Origin of the sequence: Burkholderia sp. MSMB617WGS, from assembly GCF_001532025.2 — a bacterium.
Lineage (GTDB): Bacteria > Pseudomonadota > Gammaproteobacteria > Burkholderiales > Burkholderiaceae > Burkholderia > Burkholderia savannae.
Genome location: NZ_CP013458.1, coordinates 123528 through 140047, shown reverse-complemented (window position 1 = coordinate 140047; position 16520 = coordinate 123528). Strand labels below are relative to the sequence as shown.

The following is a 16520-nucleotide window of genomic DNA, read 5'->3' as shown; positions in this document are numbered from 1 at the left end:
TTAATGGCGTTGACGTCGTATCAAATTCTCCTTTAGCGAAAGGCGGTTCAAAATCAGACAAGTTTGAAAGTTTCCGAATCGATTCGTGAATGCGCGCGCCGAGCCGCGCTTGCAAAGCGCGTGCGACGCCGAGGCGGGCTCTCGTCAGCCGCCTTTTTCGGACCTCGTCACTATTCGATTGAGCGATCGGCGCGCATCCGGCCGTCGCGGCGTTCCCGCGCCGCCCGCATCGCGCGGCCGCGCCTACAGTTCCGTGTCTATCGCTTTCTTGTCCGACGCGACATCCGGAATCAGCAAGATCTCGACACGTCGGTTCTGTGCGCGCCCCCAGGGGCTTTCGTTTCCGGCAATCGGGTGCGTGTCGCCCGCCCCTTGCACGATGAAGCGCGTCTTCAGCACGCCTTGATCGACGAACCAGTCGCGAATCACGCGCGCACGCGCTTTGGACAACTGAAAATTGTTCGCTTCCGATCCGGCACTATCGGAATGACCCACGATCAGAACGCGCTGCTCCGGATTGGCGAGAATCAACCGCAATGCATGTTGTAACTCACGCCGCGCGGCGCCCGGAGAAAACTTCGCCTCACCGGTCGCGAACAGCGACACCGTGTCGATGCGCATCGCGACCGACTCCGCGCGCCGCGAAACCAGCGCCGTATCGAGCTTGACCAGCAACTCCTGTCCTCGATAGAGCCCCCAGCCGACCCCGACCGGCACCCCATTGAGCAACGTATGCACGATTGTCGAGCGATCGTGCTCGAGGCGAGCCTGCACGAAACGCTTTTTCCCGATCCACTCGTCGGGTGCGCTCCGATATTCGGCCATGTCGCTCGCCACGCGCTGGATCATGCGGTAATTCATCCAGGCCGATACCGCAACGGCAATGCCAAGCGTCGAAACGGTCGAAAACACGAGAGCCGGCACCAAGCTTGCGCGACAGGAAACGATATCGCGCGCACCGCTCCATCCCTCCCGAATACCGCTTTCGGCGACCTTCGCCACACGCGGCACGGGAAGCGGCGAAGCCGACGATTTGGTCGTGCGGATATGAAGGCCGGTTCGAACGGTCAGCCACCGCGTCCATGCTCCCGGACGTATCGGCTGCCTGCCGACGTCCGCGAGCGTCAGTCCTTTCAGCATGAACGGCGGCGTGTTCGCCAGCGTGGACATCGACGACAGCAACGCCGTGGCGTCGAGCCAGTCGAACACCGCAAGCCCCAGCGCGCTGTGCGCCGACGAGCCGGCTCGCGACGGCCGAAGCAGCTGTTGTCGGACCGTCGCGAGCAGCTCGCCTGCTTTCGACGCGGCATTCGCCTGCCTCACACCAATTTCTATCGCATCGCCCACCCACTTCGGGCGCGCGCCGTCGGCGCCCTTGAATCCGAGACACGTGTAGACGGCGAGATAGCACGGCAGAACGTATTCCGAATCGGGGTAGCAAAGCGATTCGCGAAGCTCGGCTCGCCACTTCGCGAATGTCTGCCTCATTTCGCTTTCGTCATCGCTTTCCGATACGAGCGGCAGCACGGCCGCGTCAGGAAAGCGACCTCGCGACGCCTTGATGCGCGCCATCGCGTCTCGCAGTTGCTCGACGGTATCGGCGCGCAGCCACAGTGCACCGGCTTCGCGTCGCAGCATCGCATCGTCTCCTTTGCTGTCGAAAAGCGACGAGGCGTGAGGGCCGGCCACGACGATCACCGCCAGTTCGTGATCGTCGATGTCGGCTTCGACCGTTCGATCTTCTCCCGTCGCACGCATGCGTTCGAATATCTCGATCGCCAGCACGACGGCGGCAATGATCAGAACGATGGTCAGCACATGAGGCCACTCAGGCTGCATGTTCAACGGCAGGCAAAGGCTCGCGAACACCACGACAGGAATGGCGCCCCATACGAGCCAAAATCGAATCTGATGCGACATGCTCAATCTCCCGATTCCCGATGAATCGTTGCTTCATCCGCCAACGTGACTCCCACCTGCTCCACCTCATGACTCAAGCGCTCGTCGATGACGAGCCACATCGTCATGAGCGCGGCGAACGCGAGCAAACTGCCTACGATTCGCCAAGACCGCCCGCGCGCTGCCTCGTGCGATACCCCCCCCTCATTCCAAACCTCGCCCGCTCCCGGCGTTTTCTTGCCGAACATCGGCTTCGCTTCGGATGCCGGATCGTCCGCAAGCACGATCCCTTTCTTGTCTTCCAGAAGGCCGAGCTCGTAGAAGAGCGAATACATCTCCAGCAGTTCGGCGTTCGCCGAATGCATCTTCAGCAGACGATCGACTCGCGCGCGCACTTTGCTTAGCCCATCCCGAGTGGAATGGAAGCGGAACTGGAGGAGCTCGCGCAGCCACTCGTCCTGTTGTTCGGACGACAGACTGCGCATCGTGATTTCATCGAGCAACACGCATTGCGCGAGTCCCAATTCGTTCGCGACGCCGCCACGATAGCCGCCATCCTGCATGGCCTGCTCGAACTGCTTGACGAGCGCGATGCAGCGCGCGCGCCAATCATGCACGCGTGAAATGCGCGCACCCTCCGTCAATAGCGCGATGTGGAGCATCGTGTCCTGCAGCAGCGTGCGCAACGATTGCGCGGGCATTTCAATCGACATGTCTCGACTCGAATAAACGGATCTCGAATGCTCAGTGCATCTGGATCACGAAGGTCACATAGGTGCGCACCTTGCCCGCACCTGTCTTTCCGGTTGCGTAGTAGCGCGCAAAGAAGGGGATCGGCGTTGGCGTCGACGCTTGGACAGACACCCCCTTCATCGTCGACACGTCGCCGACCTTGATCGGCGAGCCGTCGCCGTTCACGAGCTGAATCTGCACGCCGGTGGCGCTCTGTCCGTCGCTCGGGTCTTCCACGTCGAGATTGCCGTTCTCGCTCGTCGTGGGTCCATTCTCAAAAAAAGTCACTACGTTTCCCGCGTATCCGTCGCAAAGCACGGAAATGTCGAACGCGGTCGCGCCAGCGGTTTGTCCCGCGTTCGTCAGCGCCGACGTCGAGATGGTCGGCAATGTCACCGTTTTGTTCTCGTTGCCGTCCACGACCGTGCACGCCACCGGGTTGTAGCGCCCGTTGAACTTGATCGTCACGGTCGGGGACGGTGGCGCGGCGCAGGCCGCCGAGCAGGCGAACGTTGCGGCGGCCGCGATCGCCGACCATCGGCGCGTCGCGCTTCTCATGAATTTCCGGGCGGTCATTTCAGTCATTCCGTGCTCCGTTGTCGTCGGATGACGCCTGGCTCGTCTCGTCATGCAACCGCGGCTCGCAACGCAAACGGATGCGAACGATCGCCCGGGACTTTTTCGTTTCCATTTCGGCTGCCGGCACCATGTAAGGCATCGTGCATCGCTCGGAGGAACCCGCCCCCCACTTCGCGACCAGATTGCCGGCACCCTCGATACCGCGCAGGAACGCCATCCCGCCTTGACCGACACCGCCGAGCGACTTGCCTTCGAAGTCGAACAGTTCGCTGCCCATCGGCAACGGCTTCCCGTCTTCGGTTTCCGTCGCCGCGAATACCGGCCTGCCGCGCTTGGTTTCCATCTTCACGAACACGATCGAATTATTGCGAGGCACGACCTCCTCGCTCGTATTCGCGAGCTCGACGTCGTCCGGCAGTTCGGACGGATCGATGGCGACCGTGTTGGCCCGATAGGGCATCAACGAGGGAATCACCGCGTAGCCGAAGCGATCGATCGACGCGCCTTGCCCGTTGATCAGCTTGCCGCCTCTCGCGCCTTTCGCTTCGACTAGCGCTGCCGCCGCCCCGAGCGGCGGACTCAAAGTCACGCCGCCGCGATGCAGGACGACCGCGCCGTTCGCACCGAACGATGCCTGGCGCGTGCGATTGTCGACCGACGCGTTACCGTTGTACGTGCCGAACGGCGAGCGATATGTGCCGTACACCCCGAGCGACGCGAAATTGCTGTCGCTGCTGACCGAACGCGACACGTTGACGCCGTAGTCGATCGGCACCGCGTGCGCCGTGCTGCCCGACAGATTCGCCTGAACCGAACTGTCGCCGTTGGACGCGCGAGACAGCGAAGTCATCAGCGAACTGAACGCATTTCTCTTCGTATAAGCGTTGCTGCCGAGCGGAACCGACAGATTCACGCCGACCTGGGTCACGTCGCGATCGTCGCTCGAGCGGCTGCGCTGCGCGTAGACCGTATACGAGACGCGTTTGAAGGTGCTCGAAAATCCCGCCTGAAACTGCAGATCCCTTCCTCGGCCGTTCCAGTAGTTCAGCAGGCTGCTGGAAACATAGGCGGAACTTCGATCGCCGATTCTCTGGTTGACGTTCAGCTGCAAGCGGGTGCGCGCCCGATAATCGCTTCGCCACGAGCGCTCTTGCGCGTCGTAGCCATAGCGCGCCATGACGGCGTCGGCAAGGCTGTAGTAATTCGACGTCGAATATCGATAAGCTGCCACGGAAAAATTGGTCCCGGTGGACGGCACCATCTTGCCGTACGACACATGCGAGCTGAAGCCGCTGCGCGCGCCTTGTCCAGGCAAGTTCGTGCGCGCAGACGTGACATCGAAAGCGAAAGCGCCAATCGGCGTGTTCAGCGCGACGCCGATCAAGCCCGACGCATAACCCGTCGACGACAGCAGCCCCGCATAGCCGGTCAGCAGATTCGTCATGCCGCGCTGATAGGTCAGCTGCGCGACCCACGGCTTGCCGTTCGACAGCGCGTCTCGATACTGGCCGACGGTAACGTTGAAACGTTGCATGCCCGGCCGCAAAAGTTGGCTCACCGATGCGAACGGCACGGTGAAATGCTTCGTCCTGCCATCCGATTCGGTGATCGTCACGTCGAGATCGCCGCCGTATCCGGTCGGCGGCAAATCGTCGAATTCGAACGGCCCGGGCGGGACGCTGGCCTCATAGATCACGCTGCCGCGCTGCCGCACGGCCACGCGCGCATTCGTGTCCGCGACGCCGCGAACCGTCGGCGCGTAGGATTGAAGCGACACCGGCAACATCCGATCATCGCTTGCCAGCTGCACGCCGCGCACGCCGAACGATTCAAAGATCTCGCCAGTCGTGTAGCTGTCGCCCAGCGTGATCTGGCTGCGCAGCGCCGTGAGGTCCCGTTGAACGTAGGTTTCGAGACTGCGCCAGCTCATGCCAGCACTGCGGTTTCCCCACATCAAGTTCGAACGTTGGCGAACGCGCCAGGCCCCGATGTTCACGCCGGCTTGCAGGCCGAGAAAAAGGCTGCTCGTATTGCTCCCGAAAAATTTGTTTTCGCTCGCATAGCCGCTGAGGTTGTACTGCAGCAGGCCGGCATTGATGCCGTTGTCCCAACGGGACGGGTCCACGTAGCCTCGTGCGGTCTTGCGCATGTCCACTTGCGGAATGGTCAGATCGAGCGTGAGCTCGGCGCCGTCGAACGTATACGTCGCGTCGGGCAGCGCATCGCGCAAGCCGATGCACGCGTTCTCCGCGATCGCCGGTTGCCGGCCCGGTTCCGCATCCGTCGCGACGCGCGCGGCATCGAGACGTTTCGCGACGAGGTCGCTGTCCACGCCGAGCCGATCCAGCGTCGCGCGCGTAAAGCATGGCGCCGCGCTGTCGCTGCCGTGCACGTTGCGGAACTCGACGTCCAGCCTCCCGCGTCTTTCTCCGTTGACCGTCAAGTCGACCGGGTAGATGCCGGCCACCACCGGATTGCCCCGCTCGAAGCGCGACAGATCGATTCCGCCGCCCATGAGCAGGCGCGAATTGAAAGTCACGGCCGCGGCGGTTGAAGCGGACGCATGCGAAGCGACCAGCAATGCCTTCCGGTCGTTCGTCAGCGGCGCTCGGTCGGGCGACGCCGCGCTCGCCGCATCCGGCCGCAAATGGTCGCCAGCACGCATGCCGTCGAATTCCGCCGCGTTGGCCTGAATACACAGCGATCCAACGCCGCATGCAACAGCCCCGGCGGCGATCATCATTTGGCGGCGACATGACAGTCGCGACTCGCCGCCGCGATCATCCGCCGACGTTCCTCCACTTGCTGCTCGGACCACTCGTTCCCCCTTGTCGAACCTTGTTCGTCCGGCCGCTTATTCCGCGGTTGCCGTACCCGCCACTTCCGCTCCGTAGTCATTGAGCAGCTTGTAGGAAATCTCGGCATGCGCGGACAGCCTCGAGATGTCCTGCTTGCTCACGAATTCCCTGCTGCCGAACGGAGCGACCATGCCCGGATCGAGCCGCACGCTCCTGTCGCCGCTTTTCACGGTCGCCTGACTAATCGAGATGTAGTAAGGAGAACGATTCTCCGCACGCAGCACGCTGACGCCCTTGTCGTTGCGCACCACCTTCCACGTAAGCTGCTCGCGCGCCTGCGCTGCGTTTCCGTCTTCCAGCGCCGACGGACGGAAGAACAATTTGATGCGCGTGCGAAACGCGAGCTGCAACAGGTTTTGGTCGGCCGCTTCGGTCGGCTTCGGAGGAATTTCCAGAACGTTCAGCCAATACACAGATTCACGATCTTTCGGCAAATCGTCGCCCGTATACATGACGCGCAATGTTTGCCCCTTCTTGGGCTCAACGCGAAACACGGGCGGCATGAGGACGAACGGCACCTTGATTTCGTTCGGACTCGCGCCCGCATTTCCGTCGTCGATCCACGCCTGCACCAACACCGGCGACTGCTCGACGTTGGTGAGCCGAACGTTGACCTCGCGGCTGCTTTCCGGATAAACGACGCGTGTTCCGGTGATGACAATTGCAGCGTGGGACAATGTCGAAGCGAGGCAGCACGCCATGGTCGCCGCGGCGACGCTCATTTTCCATAACCGCACGCATACCTCCCGTGATTGATTGCATTTCCAGGGAACGCCTGGTTCCCTGGATCTCCGTTCGTTTTATTTATTCGTAGGCGAGCGTGAAGAGCGCGTGCGACTCGACCTTACCGGCAGTGGTTTTATCCAATGCGTAGTACTGGCCGCCATAGATCATGGTCGCCCCACGAGCGTCTTCCGTTCCGGAGACATCGAAGAAACGACCAGTCGAACCCACCGGCAGCGCGGTGCCGTCGGAATTGACCAGTTGAACCGACACATTCGTAGCCGCGCCATCTCCCGCGGCCTCGTTTTTCAGCGTGAGCGTGTCGGGATCTACGTTTTCCATTTCGAAGTGAGCGGCGACCTTGTTGACCTCTGCAGCACACTTCGAAACCTTGATTTCAAAGGACGTCGAACCAGCAACATTTCCTCGCGCCGCGAGTGCGCTCGTAGAAACTCTCGGCAGTTGCACGATTTGGTCTTTGCTGTCGGCGTCGATTGTGCACGTGTTGGTGGTCAGTTCACCTTTGAAATTGACCTTCCCCTGATCGATCGACTGCGCAAACTCCGCAAATGCGCTCTGCGCCGCGACAAGACCCAACAATGCCGCAGCAGCGAAACTTACGACCTTCTTCTTCACTCAATACTCCTGCTCAAGTAATGAAAGTACGCCGACCTCGTCGGCTCAATCCATGAGATGGCACGTCGAATGACGACGGAATCTCATCGGGACCCAACAGAATCCCCGACGATGTTAGCGATCGCCTCCTCAATGCGGTATCTGACAAGTCTCAAAACGGGATAAATAGCGAAATTTCCATTCTCGGAATGGAACTTTTTTAACATTCGATGTCGAAATTGGCTCACCACCACACGCCATGCAAGTCATCAATGATTTCGTTTTTCCTGACTTGTCCCATTCGATTCGCTCTGTGCTGGAGCAGAGGGCGGACGAGACGCCATCGTCCTTGCGGCTGCGAGCGCGCGCGCCACGAGGCTCCCGTCTGCCGCCCCTCGTTACAGAGCTTCAGCCCGGATTGCGCTCCGTTCGTTCTCGCAACAGGAAGCACCACTGGCGCTGCAACTTTGATCAATTCTTCCGGGATGAAACCGCGCGCACGGCGGACCCGAAAAATATTGAGTCCCGCTCAAAAAACGCCGGCCGCGTCAAATTCACCATTCATCATTTAATGATTTTTTTATATTTGGAATAGCCTAAATTCCGTGAATCAAACTGAATCGTTAATTTTTGCAATCCGATCGAGCCGGCCGCGCGTTTTCTCGAAAATCATGCTTGTCGCGTCGTCGATCGCCGTCGTCTCGGCGTTCGTGTCTCACGCTCGCGCAAGCGACTACAACGTCGCCATCGGAGACGGCTATCAAGGCCTGTCCCGTACGCCGACAGGCCCAGGATTCGGTTTTCTATTCGACGCAACGCGCAGCGGCGGCGCCTATTCAATCGGCCCGGGCCTGAGTTTCGGGGTTCCCCTGGGCGCCGTTTCGCTGACGGCCGCCGGCAAGGCCCTCTATGTCCGATCCGCCGATGGTCGAAGCGGGTTGGCGACTCCCGTCGGCGTCATCGCCCGCATTCGCACCACGCCGTCGCTGTCGCTCGTCGGGCGAGCGTTCTACACGCCTCGCTCGGCTTTCAACGCAGGGCTCGGCGCCTACACACAAGCCTCGGCAGGCGTTCGCTGGGCGTTCAAGCCGATCAATCTCGAGGCGGGATGGCGCTACGAGGAACTCAAGGGGCGCAACGGCGCGCAGAACACCCGTTTGACGAACGGCCCGTACATCGCGGCCGGGTTTTCATTTTGATGGGCACGCCCATCGAACGGATAGGCATGCGAAGCATCCCGCACGCCGGTCCCCGCTGGAAGCGGCATGCTGTTCGTCTTGTCGCCTCGTGTGCGGCGTAGGAAAGAGAGACGCGAGCGGCTCGAACAGTCGTCGACATTCCCGATTGAAGACGCCAACCGCGCTCTATGCTTCGTCGAAGATCGCCCTCGGAATCACATCGTTTCCACCCGGAGGAACCGGACATGAAGAAGATTGTCGTTGCAATTTCCCTATCGACATTGTCGATCGTCTATTCGCACGCCGAGGCCGCGTCGATGGCCGTTCCGTGTCGAGCCGACGCGCATCGCGATTTAACCGACACGCTCGCGTGTTACAGACAAACGGTGGAAAGCCAGCCGTTGAACTATACGATGACGAGCATCGTGCAACTGCCCGGGGTCGAACAGCGAACGTACCGGCTTGTTTCGCAATCGTGGTCGCCGGAGCAGCTCGTGCAACCCGACGCGTGGCTGCACGATGTCACGCTGTACATCCCTCAGGACGCGCTGCCGCATCGCGCGCTCGTGGTCGCCAATAACGGTACGCGGCATTCCGGTGCCGGGAAAGAGCCCATCGCGCCAAACGATTTCCTGCCGGACACGCTGACGGATATCGCCAGGAACACGCGCGCGGTAGTCGTTTCGGTGAGCGATGTGCCCAATCAGCTTTTGACCTACACGGACGACGGCAAGCCGAGAGCGGAAGACGATAGCGTGGCGCACAGCTGGACTCTTTTCATGCAGTCGCCGCATACGCGCGCCGCCATGCCGTTACACGTGCCGATGGCGGCGTCCGTCTGGCGCGCGATGTCGCTCGCGGAACGCGAACTGACCGCGCTCGGCATTCGTCGCTTCATCGTCTCGGGCATTTCGAAACGTGCTTGGACCACCTGGCTCGCGCTCATCGGCGACAAGCGCATCGATGCGATCGCCCCCTTCGCGATCGATCTGCTCTCGACGCGCGAAGCGCTCGACAACATGTATCGGTCGTACGGCGGGAATTGGCCGCTGGCTTTCTATCCGTATTACGCCGAGGGTATCGATCAAACTCTCGACAGCCGGGCGTTCGGATCGCTGATGCAGATCGAAGATCCGCTGTCGTATCTAGGCACGCGGCATGGCTCACGCCTGACCGTTCCGAAGTACATCGTCAACGCAAGCGGCGACGATTTTTTCGTGCCGGACAATTCGCGTCTCTATTTCGACAAGCTTCCCGGCACGAAGGCACTACGCATGGTGCCAAATTCTTCGCACTCCGATATTCGCCGTGCCACGCGCGATTCGCTCATCCCCTTCGTTAAACGCATTCAGCACGGCAAGCCCCTGCCGCAAGTAGATGCGGTGCAGACCGAAATGAACGGTCAAACGATACTTCGGCTGCGCACGTCGGAACGACCCAGGCAGTTGCTGCTGTGGCAAGCGACGAATCCACAGGCGCGCGATTTTCGTTACGCGTGCGGCATCCGCTATGCGTCGTCGCCCATCGCGACGGCCGGCGCCCCATCGCAGCAGTTGGTTCTCGCTCGGCCGGCAAGCGGATGGCGCGCCTACTTCGTCGAAGCGACATTCGACGACGGATTCATCGCGACGAGCCAGACGTATATTCTCGGCGACGGCTACCCGAACGCGGCTCCTCCGCAAATCGGCGACGGCTGCCGAACGTTACCCGGTCGCGATACACACTCATGATTTCGGAGCCGAGCGGCGCAAGCAGAAGTCGATCGACATCTGCCTGCCGCTGCTCGCCCGGTGCTTCCTGGCGCGCTACCAGCTGTACGACGCGCCTGCGCCCCACGTCGTCGACGCCGCGCTGATGCCCGCCCCCAACCGAACCTTCAGATTCTGTCCGATGCGAGCCGACGCGCCGACTGCAACGGCCTGATATCCGAGATAGCCGCCCGTCCCGACGCCGATTGAAAACGTCTTGCCGGCGTCGACGTCCGGAATCATTGCAAGCGCGGTGGCAGCCGCGATGCCGCTGTACGCGTAACGGGCGACTTCGCGCAGCTGCCGGAAATTGACGGCATCGGTGTCGTGCCATCCATTCGCCACGTTGGTGATGTTGCGCTCACCGCCGTCCGAACCAACCGACACCGAGTTGTCGCGGTCCGCAATCGACCCCTGCCCCAGCGCGACCGAATTCGAGCCCGCCGCCTGCGAGCCGGCGCCTAACGCCATACTGTGCTCACCCGTCGCCGATGCATTGGCTCCGAGTGCGATGCTTTGATTGCCCTGCGCCGAAGCATTCCCGCCGATTGCGACACCTTGATCCCCCGACGCATTTGCATTCCAGCCGGCCGCGACGCCTTGTGAGCCGATGGCCTGCGCGCCGGCACCCAGTGCGGTGCTTTGATGACCGGTCGCCGCTGCGTTGACGCCGTTCGCGGTGCTGTTGCTGCCGGTCGCTTGCGAACCTTGGCCGGTTGCCGTGCTCGATTCGCCCGATGCGGTGGCATCCTGGCCCGTTGCCGTGCTGTTGTCACCCGTCGCTTGCGAGCCTTGACCCGTCGCCGTGCTTGATTCACCCGATGCGGTGGCGTCCTGACCCGTTGCCGTACTGTTGTCACCCGTCGCTTGCGAGCCTTGCCCCGTCGCCGTGCTCGATTCGCCCGACGCCTTGGCATCCTGACCCGTTGCCGTACTGTTACCACCCGTCGCTTGCGAGCCCTGACCCGTTGCCGTGCTTGATTCACCCGACGCGGTGGCGTCCTGGCCCGTTGCCGTACTGTTGTCACCCGTCGCTTGCGAGCCTTGACCCGTCGCCGTGCTCGATTCACCCGACGCGGTGGCGTCCTGACCCGTTGCCGTACTGTTACTACCCGTCGCTTGCGAGCCTTGACCCGTCGCCGTGCTCGATTCGCCCGACGCCTTGGCGTCCTGGCCCGTTGCCGTACTGTTGTCACCCGTCGCTTGCGAGCCTTGACCCGTCGCCGTGCTCGATTCGCCCGACGCGGTCGCATCCTGACCCGTTGCCGTACTGTTGTCACCCGTCGCTTGCGAGCCTTGGCCGGTCGCCGTGCTCGATTCGCCCGACGCCTTGGCGTCCTGACCCGTTGCCGTACTGTTGTCGCCCGTCGCTTGCGAGCCTTGGCCTGTCGCCGTGCTCGATTCGCCCGACGCCTTGGCGTCCTGACCCGTCGCCGTACTGTTGTCGCCCGTCGCTTGCGAGCCTTGACCCGTCGCCGTGCTTGATTCGCCCGACGCGGTGGCGTCCTGGCCCGTTGCCGTACTGTTGTCACCCGTCGCTTGCGAGCCTTGGCCGGTCGCCGTGCTCGATTCGCCCGACGCCTTGGCGTCCTGACCCGTTGCCGTACTGTTGTCACCCGTCGCTTGCGAACCTTGGCCCGTTGCCGTGCTCGATTCGCCCGACGCGATGGCGTCCTGACCCGTCGCCGTGCTGTTGTCACCCGTCGCTTGCGAACCTTGACCCGTTGCCGTGCTCGATTCGCCCGACGCGGTGGCGTCCTGGCCCGTTGCCGTACTGTTGTCACCTGTCGCTTGCGAGCCTTGACCCGTCGCCGTGCTGTTACTACCCGATGCGTGCGAGCCTTGACCCGTCGCCGTACTACTACTGCCCGTCGCCTTCGAGCCCTGCCCCGTTGCCGCGCTTTGGCTGCCGGACGCCTGCGCATTGTTACCCAGCGCGGTGCTTTGCGAGCCCGATGCGTTCGACCCCGCCCCTACCTCGACACTCTGCGCGCCCGATCCAGGATGGGTCGACGTCTGTGCGACGCTCGGCGCGGACCATGCAGCGAGAAGAAGCGTGACGAGCGCCGCATGCTGCGTCATGACGGACCGCGAAGGCTTTCGCCTTCCTCGTCGGCTCGCCGTACTATTTCCGCGTCGATCAATCTTGTAGCTCACGATTCAATCCTTTAGTTTTACTGAATTAGTCATAGAGTCGATCTATCCAATTCCCCGTACTGCTTGATCGGGCAATCGAACGATCCGCATGTGCCGAGGCGTCACGAAACCCCGTCGTCATTCCACCGCAGTCGATCCGGCGCGACACATCATTTGCAAATCACGGGCATCGGGTGATGCAGGCGCCGGCGGCAACGAGCGTGGCGCGTGCGAAACGTCCCGTCACTACTGGCGCTTAATGGTTCCCACCATGAGTAAGGCGACTCGCCTCGATAAGTCACGCTGCCATACAATTTGCATAACTAAACTAAATGCAATTTCTCGCACCTCTCGATCGAGTGCCTGTCCATCTCGCAGAAAAAATCGGAACCTCATTCGCACGACACATGACGTACTGCCGACATTCCGACTTCTTCAATCAAACGAGTTAGAGCCGATCGATCGCATCATAACGACAGAAATTCGGCGAAGACATAAGACAAGTTCGGTTTTGGATCAGTGAAATCAGCCTCATTGGCCCCACTATTCATCCGGAATCCGCAACGCAACACGAATCGCGCACTTCTTTTTTTTATCGATTCCCTGCAGACGAGAAATACCTGTTCCCCATCGCGACGAACACCACCTTTCGAACCCGTCCGATCGCCTTACGCTGGAGGACGTGGGACACTTTTCATCCACCGACGGCGCGAGGCCGTTCGACACCTCGAATACAGACGGCCGTTGGCGTTGACCGACGAAACACGAATGGCCGGCATGAGCCCTGCATCATGAATACATCCATCTCGACGAATTCCCCAAAATCGAAATCGCTTGTTCACCGCCTGTCGGCGCGCCTGCACGCTCTTATCACGACACGGAAGTGCGACGACCTTCTCGCTTGGAAGACACGCAACGAATTGGAGCGCCTGCTGCCCCTCGGCACGCCGATGACGCATGTAGGTTGGCATCTCGGCCCGCCCCATCGGACTGTCGAGCATCCGGGAGGCTACGTCACCTGGGTTTTCCGGAGCAATGGGCAGTGGCTTCGCGAACCCGGTCGACTTCTGATGTGGAGCGCTCAAAGCCGCTCGCTGAGATTGACCTTCGATCGCGAGCAGTTCCTTGCCCAAATGCAGCTTGATTGAAGCGTCTGCGTGCGTCTGCGAAATTTCATCGAACAAACCGACGCCCACCCACTCTTCACTCGATAACGAAGCACCCACGCGATTCCGGGCACGGCGGTTTTTCGGACATACCGCGATCCGCGTGACGATCGAGTCCTGATGCATGCGCGGCTCGGCCTAAAACGATTCGCCGCATCAATTTCGTCAAGGAAGAATGCGTCACATCACGGCGCGACGTCGCGGGTTTCTGCCTGGCTTGTCGCCCCGGCGCCGACGCTCGCCGTCGCAATAGATCCACGGCCCGCCATTACCTCGGAGGACTTCGGCATCCATGTCGATACGTCAAACGCACATCTGGATTGTCGGCTTCGTGTTCGCGTTCATGCTTGCGATGTCGGGACCGCTCACGTATACGGTCCAGACGAGCGTCAGCGTCGACAAGAAAATGAATCCCGCACCTGAAGAAACGGCTGCATTCCACGCCAAGTCTGCGGAGACGCCGAGCGTGTCCGATGTCGACCGGACGCATATACATCGCCGCATCGATCCAGCCCGGCCTCCGGCAGATCGCCTTGATGAATTGCCGATGCATCTTGCCAGCATCGGCGACGACGAGCCATTGCCGAGCGGCCCGCTTCCTCCCGGCCCTCTACCCGATACGAGCTTCTCCCCTTTTCCATTTCAGCTGGGCGTCGAAGCGTCGAGCCACGTCGGGCTGCCGATATCAGCGCCGCCCTCGCCGATACAAGCACGTATCGATACGCGCACACTCGACGGCACGCCGTCCGATGCAGGCAGGCCGCGACTGAGCGAGTCCGTCGACACGCCGCCCTCCTTTTATGCGGATATGGTCGCGCAAGCGATGGACGAAGCAACGCACGATGCGATCGTGATCGTGAAACCACGCTGGGACGCCACGGCGCCGGCGAGCACGCCCGCAGAATCGCGTGACGCCTCCATCGATACGAATGCGCCGATTTTCTATGCCGACATGTTGACTGCTTCGATGTACTCGTCGATCGCATACGAACGCGCGCCATCGGCGCCGCGCCTATGGACGCGGCAGGCAGTGGACATCGCGTGGACGAACCTGTTCGCCCGCGAACTCCCTGCGACGTCGATGCAAACTGCTGCTGCGCCATACGTCGCCTCATTCGATGCAACGCTGCAAGCGGAGCCGTTCGATCTGGCGCAATGGAACGAGCCGGATGAGGCCCATGCCGATATGCCGCGATTCGAGCTGGATGGGCAAAACGATAGCGCGCCGCCACCCGCACCCACAGATGCGTTGTCTTCCGGCGCTCAATCGACAAAGACGGACTCCACGCCAGACTCGAACATCGAGCCAGCCGAATCGACGCTCGTCACTCACTTCGAATCGGCCGACGAGCACGTCGCGGCTGTCTGCAACCGGCCGCGCGGATTCGATGCGCCGCCCACGGATGCGCAAGCTATCGCCTTCGGTAGCTCCGGAATGGAAATGCTCGTCACGGAGCAGTTTGCGCGATCGGCACGCACCGCGTACGACAACGCGCGCGAACGTGATCGTGATTGCCCGACCGCGTTCGTCAATCCGATCGCCTTGCCGCAAGCGTCGAATCACGTCGATTCGGACGAGGATTCCAGGCGGTTCACCCTTCTTCGCCGATTCGCGAGCGACCTGTTCCCCGGTGCATTTGCGACATCGGACGAGACGCGCATGCACTGAGAATCGTGCCGCGACGGCGGCATCCCGTCGGCGCAGCAGGATCGACCATCCGCGCGCCGCGACGCCTCATGCCGATGGCCGGCATCGGGCCGGCTCTCGCGGCGACAGAAGATCAAGCGCGCAATCGCAGCGGAATGGCAAGAGCAAAATCAGACCGATCTGATTGATCGGCGCTTCTCATTCACGCAAGATCAATTCCGGGCCACCTTCGGGTTGAGGTGGCCGCGCCAAGGGTAAGCGCTCGCCCTTGGCCGTTTCCATCCGTTTGCCCTCACGCCTGCTGGACGTGAGGGCTTTTTTCCACGATTCGTTCCCGTCATGCATGGGACGTCACACATGCGTCGCCATATCGTGGGAGTTGGAGATTTCGCGAACCCTCCATAAAGCGTAGGAAGGCGAATAAATTGAACTCGTCCGATTTCCATGTCTCTCATTTTCGTGCAGAGTAAAACTCCGTGCACCACTTGGTCACGGCACACTCGTTGTCTCTAGCTTTCCCCGCGTCTCCGCAAGGGACGCGGGGCTTTTTCTTCGGTCATGCGGCCACGCCAGTCGTTCTGCGCACCATATCGACATCTCGCATGGCATCGCGGTCATTCGGTGTATGGAGAATCCGTCTCCGCTACCTTCCGTCGGCACGACAATCATTTCCTTCAAGCGCCGCGCAGGCTGCACGCGGTCATGGCCTACCGCTTTTTGCAGATGCGTCGAGCGCGCGAAATGAAATCGCCCGCCTTTTCCGGTGTGAGAGCGACCGAAGTCCGAATCGCGATTGAAAGTCGCGCCACGCGCCAAATGCAATCCGCCGATACGCGGCGCATGCGGCGGCAACGCCCACCAGTCGCACGTCGACGCGCCGAATGGCCGATTCGCCGCGAACCGACGCGACACATGCGTGCTTCACCGCACGCCTTGCATCAAACTCGTCGCCGACAACCACTCGTCGCCGGGTCGACGGCTCCCGAGCGGCATTTCTCCCGAACGCTACCCGTCATCTGCTTCACGATTTTTCGCGTCATCTGCTGCTTGAGACGAAAAGCCGCGCGAATTAACCTCGGCTGATCGAAACAGAGGATTTGCCCGGCATCGGCTGCGCGTCGAATCAAGCGACGGCCAAGCGATCCATGACGCGTCGCGTGAAATCTCGTTCACGCCGTGCCCGGCGGCTGGCCGAACACCACTCGCTTCGTCTTCACGAGACGCAGCGCGTCGCTCAG

The 16520-nt window shown here is 61.4% G+C and carries 13 protein-coding genes; 6 read left to right on the top strand and 7 right to left on the bottom strand.

Annotation, left to right across the window (positions count from 1 at the left end; all coding sequences use genetic code 11):
- Positions 1–243: 243 nt before the first annotated feature.
- The 4 genes from WT60_RS20685 to WT60_RS20670 are packed head-to-tail and all read right to left on the bottom strand — an operon-like array spanning position 244 to position 5725.
- On the bottom strand, positions 244–1920 hold the full coding sequence (locus tag WT60_RS20685; protein ID WP_038745859.1) for an OmpA family protein: 1677 nt from the start codon (positions 1918–1920) through the stop codon (positions 244–246).
- Between the two features lie 2 nt (positions 1921–1922).
- Entirely contained in the window at positions 1923–2612 is a 690-nt protein-coding gene (locus WT60_RS20680) for a DotU family type IV/VI secretion system protein (RefSeq protein WP_059644836.1), read from the bottom strand.
- A 31-nt stretch (positions 2613–2643) separates the two neighbouring features.
- The gene (locus WT60_RS20675) at positions 2644–3216 is read right to left on the bottom strand and encodes a fimbrial protein (protein WP_082717463.1); all 573 of its coding nucleotides are present in this window, start codon (positions 3214–3216) and stop codon (positions 2644–2646) included.
- Complete coding sequence (locus WT60_RS20670) at positions 3209–5725, bottom strand: fimbria/pilus outer membrane usher protein (protein ID WP_236860908.1); 2517 nt, start codon at positions 5723–5725, stop codon at positions 3209–3211. Before WT60_RS20670 ends, WT60_RS20675 begins: the two co-directional genes overlap by 8 nt.
- Between WT60_RS20670 and WT60_RS35280 the strand changes: the two genes are divergently transcribed.
- Positions 5724–5903 (top strand): hypothetical protein, encoded by a 180-nt coding sequence (locus WT60_RS35280; protein ID WP_236860907.1) that lies wholly within the window; start codon positions 5724–5726, stop codon positions 5901–5903. The two genes, WT60_RS20670 and WT60_RS35280, sit on opposite strands and share 2 nt — an antisense overlap.
- 161 nt (positions 5904–6064) lie before the next feature.
- Here the strand turns inward: WT60_RS35280 and WT60_RS20665 are convergent, their stop codons facing one another.
- Together WT60_RS20665 and WT60_RS20660 are read right to left on the bottom strand one after the other, a co-directional pair.
- The gene (locus tag WT60_RS20665) at positions 6065–6790 is read right to left on the bottom strand and encodes a fimbria/pilus periplasmic chaperone (protein ID WP_059644829.1); all 726 of its coding nucleotides are present in this window, start codon (positions 6788–6790) and stop codon (positions 6065–6067) included.
- An 82-nt stretch (positions 6791–6872) separates the two neighbouring features.
- Positions 6873–7427: a fimbrial protein gene (locus WT60_RS20660; protein WP_060356174.1), complete on the bottom strand. Its 555-nt coding sequence runs from the start codon at positions 7425–7427 to the stop codon at positions 6873–6875.
- Positions 7428–7665: 238 nt separating this feature from the next.
- Here WT60_RS20660 and WT60_RS33850 point away from each other — a divergent pair, with 238 nt between their 5' ends.
- From WT60_RS33850 to WT60_RS20650, 3 genes are all read left to right on the top strand, one after another.
- Positions 7666–8001: a hypothetical protein gene (locus WT60_RS33850; RefSeq protein WP_145986840.1), complete on the top strand. Its 336-nt coding sequence runs from the start codon at positions 7666–7668 to the stop codon at positions 7999–8001.
- Between the two features lie 10 nt (positions 8002–8011).
- The gene (locus WT60_RS20655; protein ID WP_231752818.1) at positions 8012–8605 is read left to right on the top strand and encodes a YfaZ family outer membrane protein; all 594 of its coding nucleotides are present in this window, start codon (positions 8012–8014) and stop codon (positions 8603–8605) included.
- A gap of 224 nt (positions 8606–8829) precedes the next feature.
- The gene (locus WT60_RS20650; RefSeq protein WP_059644826.1) at positions 8830–10314 is read left to right on the top strand and encodes a PhoPQ-activated protein PqaA family protein; all 1485 of its coding nucleotides are present in this window, start codon (positions 8830–8832) and stop codon (positions 10312–10314) included.
- 75 nt (positions 10315–10389) lie between these two features.
- Here WT60_RS20650 and WT60_RS20645 read toward each other — a convergent pair whose 3' ends face one another.
- Positions 10390–12414: a YadA-like family protein gene (locus WT60_RS20645; RefSeq protein WP_100185356.1), complete on the bottom strand. Its 2025-nt coding sequence runs from the start codon at positions 12412–12414 to the stop codon at positions 10390–10392.
- An 845-nt stretch (positions 12415–13259) separates the two neighbouring features.
- On the opposite strand from WT60_RS20645, the gene WT60_RS34595 reads away from it, so the two are divergent.
- Positions 13260–13616 (top strand): hypothetical protein, encoded by a 357-nt coding sequence (locus tag WT60_RS34595; protein WP_156443865.1) that lies wholly within the window; start codon positions 13260–13262, stop codon positions 13614–13616.
- Between the two features lie 310 nt (positions 13617–13926).
- Positions 13927–15303, top strand: coding sequence for a hypothetical protein (locus tag WT60_RS20635; protein ID WP_236860906.1), 1377 nt, complete (start codon positions 13927–13929; stop codon positions 15301–15303).
- Positions 15304–16520: the final 1217 nt, after the last annotated feature.